The 16,333-nt window shown below is 38.6% G+C and carries 15 protein-coding genes; 6 read left to right on the top strand and 9 right to left on the bottom strand.

What is annotated here, in order from left to right:
• Positions 1-814 (top strand): potassium channel family protein (locus AC4MRQ_RS04920; protein ID WP_491196539.1); only part of this gene is annotated, 814 nt, incomplete at its 5' end.
• A 154-nt stretch (positions 815-968) separates the two neighbouring features.
• Positions 969-1,184: a hypothetical protein gene (locus AC4MRQ_RS04915; protein ID WP_491196538.1), complete on the top strand. Its 216-nt coding sequence runs from the start codon at positions 969-971 to the stop codon at positions 1,182-1,184.
• A gap of 50 nt (positions 1,185-1,234) precedes the next feature.
• Here AC4MRQ_RS04915 and ruvC read toward each other — a convergent pair whose 3' ends face one another.
• The 5 genes from ruvC to rplU all read right to left on the bottom strand — a co-directional run bounded on the left by ruvC (position 1,235) and on the right by rplU (position 4,152).
• A complete protein-coding gene (gene ruvC / locus AC4MRQ_RS04910) occupies positions 1,235-1,789 on the bottom strand; it encodes a crossover junction endodeoxyribonuclease RuvC (RefSeq protein WP_491196537.1) in 555 nt (184 codons plus the stop codon).
• The gene (locus tag AC4MRQ_RS04905) at positions 1,782-2,090 is read right to left on the bottom strand and encodes a DUF4286 family protein (RefSeq protein WP_491196536.1); all 309 of its coding nucleotides are present in this window, start codon (positions 2,088-2,090) and stop codon (positions 1,782-1,784) included. The genes ruvC and AC4MRQ_RS04905 overlap by 8 nt, the downstream gene beginning before the upstream one ends.
• A 99-nt stretch (positions 2,091-2,189) precedes the next feature.
• Positions 2,190-3,464: a serine--tRNA ligase gene (gene serS, locus AC4MRQ_RS04900; protein WP_491196535.1), complete on the bottom strand. Its 1,275-nt coding sequence runs from the start codon at positions 3,462-3,464 to the stop codon at positions 2,190-2,192.
• An 89-nt stretch (positions 3,465-3,553) separates the two neighbouring features.
• The gene (gene rpmA / locus AC4MRQ_RS04895) at positions 3,554-3,817 is read right to left on the bottom strand and encodes a 50S ribosomal protein L27 (protein ID WP_491196534.1); all 264 of its coding nucleotides are present in this window, start codon (positions 3,815-3,817) and stop codon (positions 3,554-3,556) included.
• Positions 3,818-3,840: 23 nt separating this feature from the next.
• Complete coding sequence (rplU, locus tag AC4MRQ_RS04890) at positions 3,841-4,152, bottom strand: 50S ribosomal protein L21 (RefSeq protein ID WP_491196533.1); 312 nt, start codon at positions 4,150-4,152, stop codon at positions 3,841-3,843.
• Between the two features lie 313 nt (positions 4,153-4,465).
• On the opposite strand from rplU, the gene AC4MRQ_RS04885 reads away from it, so the two are divergent.
• On the top strand, positions 4,466-5,065 hold the full coding sequence (locus tag AC4MRQ_RS04885) for a bifunctional nuclease family protein (RefSeq protein ID WP_491196532.1): 600 nt from the start codon (positions 4,466-4,468) through the stop codon (positions 5,063-5,065).
• 55 nt (positions 5,066-5,120) lie between these two features.
• The gene (locus AC4MRQ_RS04880) at positions 5,121-6,521 is read left to right on the top strand and encodes a NupC/NupG family nucleoside CNT transporter (protein ID WP_491196531.1); all 1,401 of its coding nucleotides are present in this window, start codon (positions 5,121-5,123) and stop codon (positions 6,519-6,521) included.
• Between the two features lie 74 nt (positions 6,522-6,595).
• Here AC4MRQ_RS04880 and AC4MRQ_RS04875 read toward each other — a convergent pair whose 3' ends face one another.
• From AC4MRQ_RS04875 to dnaE, 3 genes are all read right to left on the bottom strand, one after another.
• Entirely contained in the window at positions 6,596-7,384 is a 789-nt protein-coding gene (locus AC4MRQ_RS04875) for a toxin-antitoxin system YwqK family antitoxin (protein ID WP_491196530.1), read from the bottom strand.
• An 81-nt stretch (positions 7,385-7,465) separates the two neighbouring features.
• A complete protein-coding gene (gene trxA / locus AC4MRQ_RS04870) occupies positions 7,466-7,783 on the bottom strand; it encodes a thioredoxin (RefSeq protein ID WP_491196529.1) in 318 nt (105 codons plus the stop codon).
• Positions 7,784-7,937: 154 nt separating this feature from the next.
• A complete protein-coding gene (dnaE, locus tag AC4MRQ_RS04865) occupies positions 7,938-12,329 on the bottom strand; it encodes a DNA polymerase III subunit alpha (RefSeq protein WP_491196528.1) in 4,392 nt (1,463 codons plus the stop codon).
• Positions 12,330-12,602: 273 nt separating this feature from the next.
• Between dnaE and AC4MRQ_RS04860 the strand changes: the two genes are divergently transcribed.
• A complete protein-coding gene (locus tag AC4MRQ_RS04860; protein WP_491196527.1) occupies positions 12,603-14,624 on the top strand; it encodes a TonB-dependent receptor plug domain-containing protein in 2,022 nt (673 codons plus the stop codon).
• A 104-nt stretch (positions 14,625-14,728) separates the two neighbouring features.
• Positions 14,729-15,298, top strand: a complete 570-nt coding sequence (locus AC4MRQ_RS04855; RefSeq protein ID WP_491196526.1) for a 30S ribosomal protein S16 — start codon at positions 14,729-14,731, stop codon at positions 15,296-15,298.
• Between the two features lie 405 nt (positions 15,299-15,703).
• Here the strand turns inward: AC4MRQ_RS04855 and AC4MRQ_RS04850 are convergent, their stop codons facing one another.
• Positions 15,704-16,309 (bottom strand): PAP2 family protein, encoded by a 606-nt coding sequence (locus AC4MRQ_RS04850; protein WP_491196525.1) that lies wholly within the window; start codon positions 16,307-16,309, stop codon positions 15,704-15,706.
• Positions 16,310-16,333: the final 24 nt, after the last annotated feature.

Below are 16,333 nucleotides of genomic sequence, written 5' to 3'. Positions count from 1 at the left end.
AGGAAGCCTGGGCCTTATCGGTTACTTTATTGGAGAAATAACCAGCAGAATTAATTTGTATATGGAAAAGAAAAAGAATGGATTTTTTGGAACAGATTTCGAAGATCACTACATAATTATTGGCTGGAACGAATTTGGCCGACAAGTAGCCGATCAAATATTTCCAGCCGGGCAGAAGGTGGCTTTTATCACCAATTCAAAAAATAATCTGGAGCTAATCAAGGATCTGTATGATCATAACAGGGCCTTTGCTATGTTTGCCGATTACCACAACAATATGGCTTTCGACAAAGTGAATATTGATAAGTGCAAAGCCGTTTTTGTCAATTTTAAGGATGATACCGAGACCCTTGTTTTTGTGTTAAATCTCAAAAAATTATATCCTGACATTAACATCATTGTAAATTGTACCGCGCCCGATCTGAAAGATACCCTTATAAACACAGGTGTTAAGCATGTGGTGTCCCGAAGCGAGGTAGCCTCAAAAATGGTGGCTTCCTATTTATTTGAACCTCACGTAGCAGAATATACTGACGATCTGATTGCTACCAGCATTAACAATGATGATCAGGATATTCAGCAGTTCAAGGTGTGTGAAGGTAATCCCTATGAAGGAATGGCTTATTTTGAAGCTTTTGTGAAGATGAAAAAAGAACTGAATGCCATATTAATCGGTTTGGTTGTAGATGGAAGGGTCGAAAAGAACCCTTCGGATGATCAGGTGATTAAACGGGACGATTATGTGATTGTTATTTCAGTTGGTAATGCCAAAACACTTATTGAAAAGACCTTTTATGTGAAAGAGGGGGTTTAAGTTGTAATCCTAGTTGAATAAGCAATAGGCAAAGGCTGTAGTTTTACTATCATTATTGGCGTTTAACCAGTTATTCTTAGAGCTAACCCACTTATTCTTAACGTTCAACCAATCGTTATTGAAGCTTGACCACTCATTATTAAAGCCCAATCAGATGGATAAATGCCATCCTTTAATGGTTAAACCTTATCCTGAACTGGAAAGAGCTATTCATAGTTGGAAAAATGCTGTCCCTGAGTGGTTGGGTATTATCCCCGGTTGGATAAGAGTCATCTTTAAGTGGTTAATTGTTGTCCCGAAATGGAAAGAGTTATACTTGGTTGGAAAAATGTTGTCCCTGTGTGGTCGGGTGTTATCCCCGATTGGATAAGAGTCATCCTAAATGGTTAATTATTATCCCGAAACGGAGAGTGTCATCCTTTACTTCTTAACCCTCCCCGGATTTTTACTGATAAATTCTTTCCAGCTTTTGGTGCCTGAACTGATATTTACCTTTTGGTTCTGGAGGAAGTGGCAATAGGCTGCAGCCAGTCCATCAGTGGCGTCAAGGTATTTGGGCATTTCCTTTAGCTTAAGCATGTTTTGTAAAAGCATTGCTACCTGTTCTTTTGAGGCCCGTCCGTTACCAGTGATGGCTTGCTTAATGCGCAGGGGAGCATATTCAAAAATAGGTACTGATCGTGATAAAGCGGCGGCCATAGCTACGCCCTGTGCACGTCCAAGTTTGAGCATCGACTGTACATTTTTACCATAGAAAGGTGCTTCAATAGCCAACTCATCAGGATGATAAGTGTCAACAAGCTGAACAACACGTTCAAATATCTTTTGCAGCTTCAGGTAGTGATCGCCGTATTTATGCAGCTCCAACACACCCATAGTAACCATTTCGGCATTCTTACCAACAGAGCGGATAATGCCATACCCCATCACTGTTGTTCCCGGGTCGATGCCTAATATGATTCGTTCTTTAGTCAAGTTTTACTTCGTTTAAGATGGAGCTAAAAGTCAGGAATTTATCACCATAGCTTTCTTTGGCATTATTAATCAGGATTGCATTGTATTTATTGATTGTATCCAGATTAGCCGGGTTGGTCACTTGCATCTGACACGAAAAGTTAGTATTGCCTTCTTCAACAACTGCCATCACTTGATATAGCTCAACCCGAATATCTTTTACCAAATCCTTCATAGTAGGAATGTAGTTACGGTCCATCCATTTTTTCCATTCATCAATCATGGAATTGTCGATCATAAAAGTGGTGTTGAAGATATACATGGTTAATTAGTTATATAGTAATAAGTCAGTAGTCAGTAAAAAAAACAACCCCGACCACACTCACCGAGCGGAGTCGAGGTGTAAATATTATCAATGAAATTAGTTGATTAGCTCAACACCATTCATATATGGCACCAATATCTTTGGTACACGAATACCTTCAGGCGTTTGGTTGTTTTCCAGTATGGCGGCAACAATACGAGGCAAAGCCAATGCACTGCCGTTTAGAGTATGAGCCAGTTGAGCTTTTTTCTCGCCATCTTCTTTATAACGAAGCTTTAATCGGTTAGCCTGATAACTTTCGAAGTTTGAAACCGAGCTGACCTCTAACCAGCGTTCTTGAGCTGCTGAATAAACCTCAAAATCATAAGTTAATGCCGAAGTAAAACTTAAATCACCACCACAAAGGCGAAGGATACGCCACGGTAATTCCAGTTTTTCAACTATTGTTTGTACATGTGCAACCATTTTATCCAGTATCTCATAAGATTCTTTGGGATGAGCCACCTGTACAATTTCTACCTTATCGAATTGGTGAAGACGGTTTAGGCCACGCACATGCGAACCCCATGAACCTGCCTCACGACGGAAACACGCAGAATAAGCGCAGTTCTTTACTGGCATTTCAGAGGCTTTCAAAATTACATCTCGGAAAATGTTAGTAACAGGGACCTCGGCAGTAGGTATTAGGTAAAGATTATCAGCTGTCACGTGGTACATCTGGCCTTCTTTATCTGGCAATTGCCCAGTTCCGAAACCTGAATCTTCATTCACCACCAATGGAGGAATCACTTCGTTATAACCGGCCTTTTCTGCCTCATCCAAGAAAAAATTGATTAATGCACGCTGTAAACGAGCACCTTTTCCTTTGTACACTGGGAAGCCTGCTCCAGTAATCTTAGTGCCTAATTCAAAATCAATCAGGTCGTATTTTTTTATCAGATCCCAGTGTGGTTCTTTAACCTCCAGTTGAGGCATTGTTCCGCCACTAGTCACCTCTACATTATCTTCTTCGCCTTTTCCAGGAGGAACAATTTTATTAGGAATATTTGGCAGCGATACTAACTGTTCGTTAAGTTGTGCTGTAATTTCATCCAGAGAGGTATTTAACTCCTTGATCTTATCTTTTAATTCGCCAGTGCGAGCTTTGGCTTGGTTGGCTTCTTCGGCTTTACCCGATTTAAACAGCTGACCAATTTGTTTCGAAAGCCCGTTCATTTCCTGCTGAAATGATTCTGCTTCCACCTGTGTTGCTTTACGGCGATTGTCCAGATCAATGATTGCTTCAACGATTTCCGTCGCGTCGAAGTTTTTTATCTTTAGTCGCTCTACGACTAATTCTTTATTATCCTGAATGAATTTTAAGGTCAACATATTGTTGTATTGTTAGCGAGTAAAAAAAATCTCCTGAAATTATCACGAAAGTAATAAAAACAGGAGATTTAATAATCTTTTCAATAATCTTATTCAGCAGTGAATGGTTCTACTGATACATAAGATTTGTTGTTTCTTTTCTTGCGGAAGGCAACAGTACCATTAACCAATGCGAACAAGGTGTGATCTTTACCCATACCTACGTTTTCACCTGGGTGGTGCTGAGTTCCACGCTGTCTAACGATGATGTTTCCAGCTTTGGCAGCCTGACCGCCATAAATTTTTACGCCGAGTCGTTTACTTTCCGACTCTCTACCGTTCTTCGAACTACCGACGCCTTTCTTATGTGCCATCTTATTCTAATTTTTTGAGTTTCTTAACCTACGATTTCTTCAATTTGAATTTGTGTGAAGCACTGACGATGTCCGTTCTTCTTCTTGTAACCTTTTCTTCTTTTCTTTTTGAAAACGATTACTTTATCACCTTTAACGTGTGATAGAACTTTTGCAGTTACTTTAGCACCTTCTAAAACAGGAGCACCAATCTTAACGTCTCCTTCATTGTCTGTTAAAAGTACTTTTTCAAATTCAACTGTAGCACCTTCCTCGGCACTCAATCGATGCACAAAGATTTTTCTTTCTTTCTCAACTTTAAATTGCTGTCCAGCAATGTCAACAATTGCGTACATGTCACCAATTTTAATGGTTTTCTCCAGGAGGTGGACTTCCTTTATAAAGCCACTTTTTCTACCCCACAGGATTCAATGGAGTGCAAAAGTATATAAAAATAGTTTTCGACACAAATAAAAGATGTTACTCTTCGCTGAAAATTAGTTTTTTATGGAGAGTAAAGATATTGAATCACTTTTAAAAAAGGCACTTTCCCCCAATTGTTAAAAAGTAATTACTATATTTGTTTGAAAGCATTAAGTAACACTAATTCGCTCTTTTTCGGCTTTTTATATTAAACGGGAAAAGGGCATACGATCTATAATAGCGAATATGAGCAGAAAGAAGATCAAGTTAAATATTCTTGGTTTATCCTATAGCCAAACCCAATCAGGAGCCTATGCATTAGTGCTCGCAGAGGAAGACGGAGAAAGAAGAATACCTATAATTATTGGAGGAGTTGAAGCTCAGTCAATCGCTATTAAACTTGAAGGTCTGGAGCCGCCAAGACCACTCACCCACGATTTATTTCTAAACTTTTCAAAGTCATTTAATATTGAAGTGACAGAAGTTGTGGTGTATAAACTGGAAGAGGGTATTTTCTATTCTGAATTGGTTTGTCAAAGAGGTGAAGAACAGTTACATATTGATTCCAGAACCTCTGATGCAGTTGCTTTAGCTTTACGTTTTGGATGTCCTATTTATACTTACGAGGACATTATTCAAAAGGCAGGAATCGTTCTTGACTTTGATAAGAAAGAAGAAGGTCATGCGATAACACCAGTAGAACCTTCTACTTCTAAGGAGAGCTCTACAAAATACAAATCTAAAAGCATTGATGAGCTTAAGCAGTTACTGGACGAAGCCATCAAAGCAGAGGATTACGAAAAAGCTTCTAAGATAAGGGATGAGATTAATCGCCGTGAGAAATAGTTAGGGGGTCATCCTTTTCAATCAAATCCAAAAACATTTTTAAATCCCAGATAATATGAAGAAGTATCTTCTTACCTCTTTTTGTTTGCTTTTAACAAGTGTGATTTTTTCTCAAACTAATACGAGTCAGGTTGTCGAGGTATCAACAGCTGCATCATTTAATTTTGCAAGTATACTAAGAGGCCTATTTGGAATGGCAGTATTGATCGGAATTGCCTGGTTATTTAGTACAAACCGTAAAGCAATATCCTGGAAGGTGGTTGGAACAGGTTTAACAATCCAATTGATATTAGCATTATCAATTCTTTACATCCCTCTTGTACAATCAGTTTTCGATTTTATTGGAAGAGGATTTGTAAAAATTCTCAGCTTTACTGATGCAGGAACAACATTTTTATTTAAGAGTTTTGGAGCTAATGTTATAGAATCTCCATTATTAAATTTTGCTATTACAATATTACCAACCATTATATTCTTCTCTGCCTTAACAAGCGTTTTGTATTATTTAGGTATCATTCAAAAAGTCGTATATGTTTTAGCACTTGCACTAACAAAACTAATGCGTTTATCTGGTGCAGAAAGTTTATCTGTCGCTGGGAATATTTTTCTTGGGCAAACTGAATCACCATTGATGATTAAGGCCTATTTGGAAAAAATGAATAAGTCCGAAATTTTATTGGTTATGGCAGGTGGTATGGCAACCCTTGCAGGAGGTGTACTAGCTGTCTATATCAAAGTTTTAGGTGGAGGTGATCCAGTACAAGAATTAATTTATGCGAAACATTTACTTGCTGCATCAATTATGGCAGCTCCGGGTGTAGTGGTTATTTCCAAGATAATTTTGCCGCAAACAGAGGAAGTTAGGGAAGAAGTTGAGGTAAGCAAAGAGAGGATTGGTAAAAATATACTTGATGCGATTTCAAACGGCACCTCAGAAGGAATAAAACTTGCGGTGAATGTAGCAGGTATGTTGCTTGTTTTCATCGCTTTTATTGCGATGTTAAATTACATCTTTATCAAGCTTGGATATTGGGCCTCCATTGATGGTCTAATTGCCAACGCAACCGGCGGAGAGTACAAAGAGCTTTCTTTGCAGTTTATTTTAGGTTATGTATTTGCACCAATTATGTGGCTTTTAGGTGTTCCTGGACAAGATATTGATTTGGTTGGCCGTGTACTTGGTGAAAAGTTGATTATGACAGAATTTATAGGATATGTAAGTTTAGCCGAATTGAAAGATATTGGCGCTTTCTATAGCAACAAATCAATGGTGATGGCTACCTATATGCTTTGCGGATTTGCTAATTTCGCATCAATTGGTATCCAAATTGGAGGAATCGGATCATTAGCCCCCGGTAAGAGAGTTTTACTATCTCAACTGGGTATGAAAGCATTGCTGGCCGGAACACTTGCTTCATTAATGTCCGCAACAATTGTAGGAATGATAATGGGTTAATTCCTTATGATTTAAGAATAAATTAAAAAGCCCCGGAATGATTTCCAGGGCTTTAAAATATCATTTAAGCACGTTTAAACTCCCCGTGCATCAACATGAACTTGCTTTTGAAGTATTAAGATTCCATCAGCTGTTTTGCATTGAGCCACAATATTAAAATTCTTATTAATTGAACTACCTTGCGGAAGCTTAATTCTTATCTCCGCTTTTTTGCCTGAAATCTTTTTAGCCGGACTTAAGTTTTTATGGAAGTACTTACCTTCGATTAGCTGACCTTCAAAAAATTCGACAGATTTAACGCTTTTGGCTCCGTCTCCAACTAAAGAAATACTAAGTACATAATTACTTGTTGTTCGAATGTTGTCATTCTTCACAATTTTAATGATTGGATCAGGGCGTTCCTTACCTAAATTGGTGTAGCGTTTCATTCCTACGCCAGGCAAGCCATTCTTGTATTCGTATTCGGCAGTGATTCTACCTTCTCTATCGTAGCGTTTACAAATGCCATTCAACCTTCCTTCTTTGTATGGTTGCTCTTTATACACTTTCCCAGTGGAGTGATAAGTTAATCGAACGCCATCTTTTTTGTTCTCAACATAATTGATAGTCTCAGCTAATTTACCACTTTTGGTGTAGCGCTTAGACACGCCATGGCGTATTGCGGACTTACTGCCATCCTGAAATTTCATAGAAATTTCCCATTCTACAGGTGAATGAGGGTCATCATTGAAATGACGTTTTTTAATGAATGTTCCATCGGCATTCTTATTGCCGGTATTCACAACTTTTTTTTCTGGTCCAAAAAACTGACAACCACTAAGAGAAAGTGCCAGTATGACCATTAATAAACTTAAATGTTTCATGATAAAAGGGGGTAGTTTTAATATAAGGATTAAAAAAGGCTGTCAATTTTTTTGACAGCCTTTAAGTTTTGTATGCATATACTACATTAAGGCATCAAGTTTTGATGCCAAAATAGTTTTAGGAACTGCACCTACTTGTTTGTCAACTACCTCGCCATTTTTAAAGAACAAAATAGTTGGGATGTTACGAATACCGAACTTCACTGAAGTACCAGGGTTACTATCAACATCCATTTTAGTGATAACGGCTTTCTCACCGTATTCTTCTGCCAATTCTTTTACAATTGGTGTTACCATACGACAAGGTCCACACCACTCAGCCCAGAAATCAACCAATACTGGCTTGTCTGAATTCAATACTAACTCATCAAAATTGGCATCAGTAACTTCGATCAACATAGCAAATCTGTTTTACTTTATTATTACAAAAATTTTAACTTCTTTATTTCAAAGTGATTGGCCAAAGGTATATAAAATAACTTCGGACTGTTCAAAAATACACATTTTTTAATATATAGATATAAGAATCTTAATTGATTCTCATCAAGTAACCTTAGGCAATACTCATCTCTATGTCTTGATGCTCATCAATGTATTTTATCAGGTCATCATTTAAATCTACCCGCATACTTCGAGAAAGAAACTGAACAGCATTCTTGGTTTCCGGATCTTGCACCATAAACTTGAGTGTTACCTTTCCTTCGTTAGCATGCAGAATATTAGCTAATTCTGTTATTAGTTCTTGAGAGATGGCATTTAAGGGTACTTTAAGGGTGATGGTATTAACTAAAGTGTCTCTAAGTTCGCTGAGGAATTTGATATTATTTATCTTAAACTCTAGTTCTTCCTGGTTAAAACGTTTGGGTTGAATACGTCCTTTTACCATAATGAAATAGCCAACTTCCAAATATGGTAAATACTCAGTAAAATCGTTACCAAAAAAGGCAAATTCGTAAGAACCGGTATAGTCCTCCATGGACATAATGGCGTAAGGATTACCTTTTTTTGTAGTTCCCCGGCGAACATTCACGATACTTCCGGCCACCGTGATATCACGACCGCGCATGCTTTCCAGATCATCTAACTGCTTTAGGCGATGATGAACAAAATGGTTCATCTCCAATTTATACTGATCAAGCGGATGAGCGGAAAGATATATGCCTATATACTCTTTCTCGTGATTAAGTTTTTCGATGATCGAATATTCGATGCAATTAGGCATATCAGGAGTCTTGATGGCAATATCTCCGCCCATTGCTCCAAATAATGAGTTTTGTGATGATGCTTTGTCGGCTTGGTAACGGTTGCCATAGCGGATGAGATGCTCAATAAAGTTCATATCATCATTCTCATGCTTGCCAAAGAATTGTGCACGGTGGTATTCACCCATGGCATCGAAGGCTCCGGAATAAGCTAATGCTTCAATGTTTTTCTTATTAACAGTAGTTAAAGGCAATCGTTCAACAAAATCGTATACTGATTTATATGGGCCGTTCTTTTCCCGTTCCTGAATAATGGCATCAACAGCACCCTCACCAACACCTTTTATACCAGCCATTCCAAAACGAATGGCACCTCCTTTATTTACAGTAAACTTACGGTACGATTCATTAACATCAGGTCCTAATACATCCATCCCCATGTTTTTACACTCTTCCATGAAGTTGGTGATCTTGGTGATATCACTAAGGTTACGACTTAATACACCCGCCATAAATTCAGCCGGATAATGGGCTTTCAGATAACCTGTTTGGTAGGCAATATAGGCGTAACACACCGAATGTGATTTGTTGAAGGCATAACTTGCAAATGCTTCCCAGTCCTTCCAGATTTTCTCTATCAGATCTTCAGCCTTGGCAATGGATGTTTTACCATCTTTACAAGCCCCAACAAATTCTTCACTATCCAAACAGCCTTTGATGAACTTCTCTTTCAGTTTGTCCATCATGGCCATTATTTTCTTACCCATGGCTTTTCGAAGCGAGTCGGAATCACCACGCGTAAAACCGCCAAGCGCACGAGACTGAAGCATCACCTGCTCTTGGTAAACTGTAATACCATATGTGTCCTTCAGGTAAGGTTCCATCATTGGATGGTCGTATTCAATCTTCTCACGGCCATGTTTACGGGCAATAAAAGAAGGGATGTATTCCATCGGTCCCGGACGATACAATGCATTCATGGCTACCAAATCTTCAAAACGATTGGGTTTGAGAGCCTTCAGGTGTTTTTTCATTCCGGGCGACTCGAACTGGAATATGGCTGTTGTTTCACCCCGACTAAAAAGTTGAAAGGTCTCTTCATCATCCAGACTAACATTGTTAATATCAACATCAATGCCTTTTGACAATTTTACGTTACCCAACACCTCTTTGATTATAGAAAGGGTCTTTAAGCCCAGAAAGTCCATTTTTAGAAGACCTATATCTTCTACAAATCGACCATCGTACTGTGTGGTGAGTAGTTCCTCACCCTTGGTTGGCATTACTGGTACGTGTTCGTCAAGCGGATTTTTACCAATGAGTACCCCACAGGCATGTACTCCTGTTTGCCTCACAGAGCCTTCCAGTGCCTCAGCAAATCGTATAGTCTTGGCAATAAGTGGATTCGATGATTCCTTTTCTTCCAACAAAGCGGGTTCTTCTTTATAGGCTTTCTTAAAACTCATTTTTGGAGCTTCGGGAACCATCTTGGCCAGTCTATTGGCTTCAGCCAGTTCCAAACGTAATACGCGTGCCACATCTTTGATGGAACTTTTCGTAGCCATTGTACCAAATGTACAGATGTGGGCTACCTTTTCCTGTCCATATTTGTCGGTTACATAATCCAATACATCTTGTCGCCCGTCATCATCAAAGTCAATATCGACATCGGGCATAGAGATACGGTCGGGATTCAGAAATCGCTCAAATAGCAGATCGTATTTAATTGGATCTACATCGGTAATGCCCACACAATATGCTACAGCAGCACCGGCAGCCGATCCCCGGCCTGGTCCAACCAAAACACCATTATCTTTTGCCCAGTTGATGAAATCCTGTACAATTAAGAAATACCCCGGGAAACCCATTGTTTTAATGGTTTCCAATTCGAATTCCAACCGTTCACGTTTGTCTTCAGTGAAGTCATCAGGATAACGCTTTTTAGCTCCTTCAAAAGTTAGGTATTCCAGGTAATCGGACTCTAATTTAATGGGCAGTACTTTATCGTAACCGCCAAGTTTATGATAACGTTCTTCTCCAAATTCTTCTATTAACTTAGCTTCATCAAATTTTTCTCTATACGTTTCTATCGAGCCAAACTCCTCAGGGATATCAAATGGAGGCATAATAGGATTTGCATCCAACTCGAAGAACTCAACTTTATCTGCTATTTCTGCAGTGTTGGCTAATGCCTCCGGCACATCCGCAAAAAGTTCGTTCATTTCCTGAGTTGTTTTAAACCATTCCTGCTTGGTATAGCGCATACGGGTCGGATCGTCATAATCGCGCCCTGTACTCAAACATACCAACACATCGTGCGCCTCGGCATCCTCTGGATTCATAAAATGTGAATCGTTAGTGGCAATAATCTTAACATCCAATTCAGCTGCTAATTCACGAATTACCTTATTGACTTTCACCTGATTTTCCCAAACATCAGTTCTAAGTCTTGGATCGTCATTTTTATGGCGCTGTAACTCCAGGTAATAATCATCTCCAAAAACTCCTTTAAACCACTTTATAGTTTCTTTGGCTTTTTCGAAATTACCTGCCATAATATGTTGAGCAACTTCACCTCCAAGACATGCGCTGCTTACAATGACTCCTTCATTATGTTGTTCCAGCAACTCCTTATCGATACGTGGTTTATAATACATACCAATTGTATGCGCAATAGAGGTAAGCTTCAGCAGGTTTTGATAGCCAGTATAGTTTTTAGCTAAAAGGATAAGGTGATGACCTCCCGAATCTGTTTTATCATCTTTTCGCAGATGTCCTCGTTTGGCAACATAAGCTTCTACCCCAATAATTGGTTTAACTTCTGCTTTTTTACAGGCAACATGAAATTCTTTAATGCCAAACATGCTGCCATGATCAGTAAGCGCCACAGCCGGCATTCCATCTTCTTTTGTTTTGGCTGCAATATCTGCAGTTTTAGCAGCTCCATCAAGAATGGAATACTGCGAGTGCACATGCAGGTGCACAAAAGGTTGACGTTCGGCACTGGCAGCAGCTTCTTTTAATTTTCTCTCCTCCTCCTCAATTGATATGTCATCGAAGGAGGTATTTACTTTGAATGATTCATATTCAATACCAACCAGTTCAATGGTAGTTGGATTGTTTAGTTTGAAAGCCCGAATTTGGTCAGGCGACATTTTTAGGAGTTGCGTACTTAAGCCATCTACACGTATTAGCTCAAGAAAACATCGGGAGGTTGCTTCTACATCGGCAGCTGCATTGTGAGCCTCAGCAAAGGGAACCCCAAAAAGTTTAAGGTGAAGCTCTGTAAGAGTAGGGTTCTTAAGCTGACCATTACGTTTCAGATCGCAGAACTCTTTACTGCCGGTCATGGTATCCAACATAGGAGCGTCTGTCAACACCTTTTCATCCATGCCGCTGCGCAGTAGCTCACATCCTACTATGTTTATATCAAATGATACATTGTGGCCAATGATAAATTTGGCTTTCTGGACATCTTCAATAAAATCCAGTAAAGCATCTTTTAAGGGTATACCTTTTTCTTGAGCAATTTCCGTTGAGATGCCGTGTACCTCGACTACGTCTTCAGGAATTACAAAACCATCAGGCGTTATTACATGATTTTTCGCATATAAAAAGTTCCCTTCAATATCGTGACATTGCCACGCCAACTGCACCATTCTTGGCCAATTATCAAAGTCAGTTAATGGTGCTTTCCATTTTTTTGGTAAGCCGGTGGTTTCCGTGTCAAATATTAAAAACATCTCAGTATCAGAATTTTCTAAATTTATTTATTTGCCTGGGCTGGATTGCGAAAATAACGAATTAATTGGTGAATGTCTTAACTCACGCATAACAATCTAATGAATGGATATTGTCGAAATAAAAGCTTTTATAAAACGATGGAAGTTTCGTGTTAAATGTTCGATTAATATGAAATAGTAACCTTTTAAATGTAATTGCGTTAAGGGCAGTCTAAGTACTATAGTTAAGGGGAATATTATAGTGTAATTGGGAATTCAAAAAAAGGAAAGAAAATGCTTAGAATTAGGGAGATCGCACTTGTTGCGATGATGGTAATGTTGTGCTCTTTAGTGAACGCACAAGACATGGAATCGATCAATTTGGATGCCGAATTGGATGATATTTTTAATATGGAAGTATCAGTGGCTTCCAAAAATTCAGTTTCGATTAATGAAACGCCGGGAGTTGTAACTGTTGTTACAAAGGAAGAGATTCAAAATTCAGGAGCCCGGGATTTAATTGATGTTTTAAATTTAGTACCAGGTTTTGACTTTGGGATGGATGTAACAAGTTCCATTGGTGCTGGTATTCGCGGTTTATGGGCGTATGAAGGTAAGCTGTTAGTGATGATTGACGGACAGGAAATGCAGGAACAAGCCTTTGCTTCATTTCAATTTGGTAACCGGATTAATGTTGATCAAATTCAGAAGATTGAAATTATCAGAGGCCCGGGGTCATCTCTTTATGGTGGTAATGCAGAGTTGGGTGTTATTAATATTGTAACGCATCGTGCTGTTAATTTCCAAGGATTGGAAGTGTCCGGGCAAGTAGGGCAAATGGAGCGTAGCTTAGCAAGAAGTAATGTTAATCTGAATTACGCCAGGAAACTGAATTATTGGGAAATTGATCTTAAGGCGGGTTACGGTAAAGGTGTTTATTCTGATCAAATTTTTACTGATATATTCGGCGATACATATGATCTTAAAAATGATGGGGCCAATACGCAAACCACCAATCTAAATTTGGGTATTCAAAACCGGGGTTTTGATTTCCGCTTTATTTACGATGATTATCAGCAGCAAACAGTATCGTTGTATGATGCCATGGCAGAGAGACCATTTGAGCAGAGTTTTAACGGAGTGTTTACAGGTGCATCATATAGTATTGATCTGAATGATAAATTAACTCTTACACCGCGACTAAACTTCAAGAGTCAAAAACCATGGGCTACTGATAATGAGTTTACAGGATATTATAATCCAGCTATTAACAGGCTGCTGGGTAATGTTCAGTTTGAATATCAGCCAAATGAGAATCTAAATGTTATTGCTGGTGGAGAATATTATAATGATCGTGCCAAAATGAAAGCAGATAATGATTTTTGGTTCGATGGTAGTGAGCAACTCTCCTTATCAAATACATCTTTCTTTATCCAAGGTATTTTAAAGACTAAGTTGACAAATATTACAGCAGGGATGCGTTACGATAAGCATTCAATGGTTGATGGAGCATTTTCTCCGCGCGTAAGTCTGACGAGAGATTTTGGGAAGTTTCATTACAAAGCGCTTTATAGTCGTGCGTTTAGAACTCCAAGTGTGGCTAATTTAGTGGCATATGAACTATATGATGATGGAAGTTTTGATGATATTTCACCTAATATAAAGCCTGAGAAGAGTGATGTGTATGAGATTGAGCTTGGTTATCAGTTTACATCAAACTTTGCCTTAAATGGGAATTTCTTCTATACTGACATCCATGATCCAATGGTATACTTTTATCATTATGACGAAGACGAGGATGTTGAATATGAAGGTTACTACAATTCGACCAGATATGGATCAAAAGGTTTTGAGCTGGAAGGTAAACTAAATGGGAAATGGGGATATGTCAAAGCAAACTATTCATATTATTCGGTTGAAAATATAAATGAAGTAGACTATTATGCAGTGGTTGGCAATAAGAAGGCCGTTTTAGCATTTCCTCAACACAAATTCAATTTGCAGAGTCATTTTAAGCTCAATGATAATTTTTCCATAAATCCATCGATAATCATTAAAGGAAAAAGATATGGGTTTGATTCCATTGATGAAACAGAAGAAACATCTGTATTGACTGAATATGATCCTATTGCCTTGATTAATTTGTATGCGAGATATACGCGGGCTTTTAATTTACCAATGGAAATAGGTGTTGGCGTGTATGATATTTTCTCGCAAAACTATCAATATATTCAACCATTCGATGGATGGCACTCACCATTTCCCGGACCATCAAGAGAAATAATGCTGAAGCTTAAATATAATTTTAGTCTTTAATACATTGTATTTTAATAAAAGCGTTTGTGATTAATATTTAAAGGGTTACCTTTGCATCCGCAAAACGAGTTTTTGCAATTGTTTAATTTATAAAACGTAATACTATGCCTGTAAAAATCAGACTGGCACGTCATGGACGTAAAAGGTATGCTTACTACCATATCGTAGTAGCCGATAGCAGATCACCACGTGATGGTAAGTTCATTGAAAGAATTGGTTCTTACAACCCGAACACAAATCCTGCTACAATCAATTTGAACTTTGATAAAGCTCTTGACTGGTTAGGAAAAGGTGCTCAACCAACAGACACTGCCCGTGCGATTCTTTCGTACAAAGGAGTGATGATGAAGAAGCACTTGCAAGAAGGTGTGAAGAAAGGTGCTTTTGATGAGGCAGAAGCAGAAAAGCGTTTCAACGCTTGGTTAACTGAAAAAGAAGGTAAGATTCAAGCTAAAAAAGATCAATTAGCAGGTGCAGAAGCTAACGCAAGCAAAGAGCGTTTGGAGCAGGAAGCTAAGATCAACACTGAGAGAGCAGAAGCTCTTGCTGCTAAGAAAGCTGAATTAGCTGCTGAGGCAGAAGCTGCTGCTAAAGCTGCCGCTGCAGAGGCTGCAGGTGAGGAAGTGGAAGAAGAAGCTGCTGAAGGAACAGAAGAAGCTCCAGCTGCTGAGTAATTCAGTCCGATCTTTTTCAAAAGAATATGAAGCCACCCATTTAGGGTGGCTTTTTATTTTCATACTATTTTATACCAAAGGTGGTTAGCTTCCTGTAAAGATACTACACACTTTATTGCAGGAAGCACTATGTAAGTAACAGGAAGTAAAAAACATTATATTTTTCTGTCCCTGTTAATATTTTTGATTCCCTGTAAGGTATTTTATTCTCCTGTAACAATTGTCTGCATTCCTGTAATGAAATTCTTCATTGCTGGTTTATTCTTCCAAATTGTCATTAGACAAGTTCATTGTGTTAATTCAATATAGGATTCCTCTGATACACTTCTCACCTGCCGACATACAGGAACTTATTATATTCCTATGACAGATTCTGGTTTATAAGAAAAAAGAGAACCTTAAGGGTTATAAAAGGGAGCCGGTAAGAACAATGACGAGGCCGAGAAAGTAACCGGCATGAACCTGGTATGGTGAGTGAGCATTAAGGTACAGACGCGAAGAACCCAGCATTCCGCCAATTATAATGACCAGTGGAAGTACTAGCCAGCTATCCACACCAAATCGGAATGATAACGCAAGTATAGCACCGGTTAAGCCTCCAATACCAATCATATGCATGCTGATCTTCCAGAAAAATGTTATGCCTAATGCTACAATTATTGTAACTATTGTTGCCAGCATAAATTGCTGAATAAAGGATGGTACAATAGAAATCCGACTGAGGAAAAAGTAACCCAGGAAAAAGAAGATGACAGTAAAAAAGGTAGGGACAATTCTTTCTTTTCGATCGGTCATGTATACGTTTTTTACAACACCTAAAAGAATAAATAATGGAATAAGACTTACAGGTAGTATGCAGGTGCTTAAAAATACAATCAGATAAATACTTCGTTTGAGATCGATAGGCAAATAGGAAAAGTGCCCTCCAAGATTAAATATCAGAAATAGTCCTAAAGTAGGAATGATCATTGGATGAAAAACGGTGGATAGGGCTTTTGCTAAGATGCGCATTTTGTCAATAAAAAAGCCGGAATG

Source organism: Carboxylicivirga sp. (assembly GCF_982718395.1).
Note: the sequence above shows the minus strand (reverse complement) of the source record. Positions and strands in the feature narration are given on the sequence as shown.